The 2207-nt window shown below is 41.8% G+C and carries 1 pseudogene; it reads left to right on the forward strand.

What is annotated here, in order from left to right:
• Nucleotides 1-2207, forward strand: a pseudogene (locus ACFIMP_RS09515) (hypothetical protein); the annotation flags it as partial.

Below are 2207 nucleotides of genomic sequence, written 5' to 3' on the forward strand. Positions count from 1 at the left end.
GCAACAAAGGATAATGAAGCTGTTAACAAAGGTCAGCTTGATAAAGGTTTGAAGGATCTTTCTACCAGCCTTCAGTCTGATGAATCGGCTGTTGTTCACTATGATAAACAAGGTGATGATAATAGCAGCACTAATTATGCGAGTGTGACTTTGGGTAAAGGTAAGGGTTCTGCATCTGTTGGTTTGCATAATGTTGCCGAAGGTCAGATTAGTGAGAATTCGCATGATGCGGTTAATGGCGGTCAGATTTCTAAGGTTTCTCAGGATATTGCGAAATACTTAGGTGGAGGTACAAGCTTTAAAGATGGTACTTTCACGGGTCCAGCCTATAAATTATCCAGTGTTGATGCAAAAGGCGAGGTAGTAGAAAAATCCTATGGTGATGTTGGTTTAGCCATTGAAGGTATTGATACGAATTTCAAGAATGTGAATAACAACCTAACGAATAAGTTTAATGAACTTACTGAAAACATTACGAATATTACTCAGGAAGTTCAAGGCGATGCGCTGTTGTGGAATAAGGACGCAGATGCGTTTGTAGCGACGCATGGGGACAATAAAGAGAACAGCAAGCTTACATCACTTGCAGCTGGCTCTATAGTATCAGGCTCGAGTGATGCGATTACGGGTGGACAGATTTATGATCTGCAAAAACAGTTTGCTGGCTATTTTGGTGGTGGTGCTGGTTATAATGAGAAAGGCGAATGGCAAGATCCGGATTTCCAAATTCAGACTTTCAGCAATGATGGTACGAAAGGTGATAAGAAGAGCAGTAATAATGTTGCAGGTGCTTTTAATGACATTAATGACAGCATGAGCACTATCAACGCTCGTATTAAGGAAGTTTCAGAAGGAGTTGCACAAGATTCTTTATCATGGAGCAAGGCTGAAGGTGCTTTTGTCGCCTTGCATGGAGAAAAAGATGGTGAGAAGACACACAGCAAAATCACATCACTTGCAAATGGTGATATTACTGCTAGCTCAAGCGATGCTGTAGCAGGAAATCAGCTATATGCTCTAGGTAACAGTGTTGCGCAGTCTTTAGGTGGTGATGCTAGTTATGCAGGTGGCGCTTGGACGGCTCCAAGTTTCAAAGTTAAGATCGTTAATGAGGATGGTACTAAAGTTGAAGAGAAGAAGTATGATACTGTATCGGAAGCATTTGCTGGTGTAGGAACATCTTTTGAGAATCTTCAAAAAGAGTTTACTCAAAACAACACGGAGGTTACTGAAAATATTAAGCAGAATGCGTTGTTGTGGAGTGATTCTGAAAAGGCGTTTGTAGCAACACATGGAGAGGGTGATGAGAAAGGCAACAGTAAAATTAAGTTTCTTTCCAATGGAGAGGTTTCTGCAAGCTCAAGTGAAGCGGTCAATGGTTCTCAGCTTTTTGAGACGAATAAGACTGTTGCAACTTATTTAGGTGGTGGCGCTGAATATAAAGAAGGTCAATGGAGTACTCCAAGCTTCAAAGTTAAGATCGTCAAAGAAGATGGCAGTGCCGTTGAAGAGCAGAGCTATGATGATGTTGCGTCTGCCTTTGCTGGTGTTGGTGATTCATTCATGAATATTCATAAAGAGCTTCAGAATGAGATTAATAAAGTTGTAGGAGATAGTCTTGTTAAGCAGGATGATGCTACGAAGGTAATCAAGATAGGTGGTGAAAAAGAGGGTAGTGCAATCACAATTTCAAACATGAATGGTGATGCACGTAGTCTCTCTGGCGTGAAAGCTGGAACACTTTCTGAAGGCTCGACGGAAGCAGTGAATGGTTCTCAGCTTTATTCCTTGAATCAGACGCTGGCGACTTATTTTGGTGGTGGAGCTCACTATGAAGATGGTCAATGGGTAGCGCCTACATTCAAAGTTACGACATTTAATGATGATGGTAGTCCAGAAGAGCATAGCTACCCTAATATTGCGGAAGCGTTTGCTGGTGTAAGCAATTCATTTACAAAGCTTCATAATGAGATTTCAGACAATATTGAGCAGAATGCGTTGTTGTGGAGTGATGAAGACAGTGCGTTTGTAGCGCTTCATGGGAAGGGAGATAAAAGAAGTAAGAGCAAACTGAAGTCAGTTTTAGATGGCGATATTTCTGAAGGTTCGACAGAGGCGATTACGGGCAATCAGCTTTATTCCTTGCATCAGACGCTAGCGATGTATTTAGGAGGAGGAGCTAGCTATGAAGGTGGCGAATGGAGGGC

It is taken from the genome of Bartonella sp. AP65SXKL, assembly GCF_042195725.1.
Taxonomy (GTDB): Bacteria; Pseudomonadota; Alphaproteobacteria; order Rhizobiales; family Rhizobiaceae; genus Bartonella.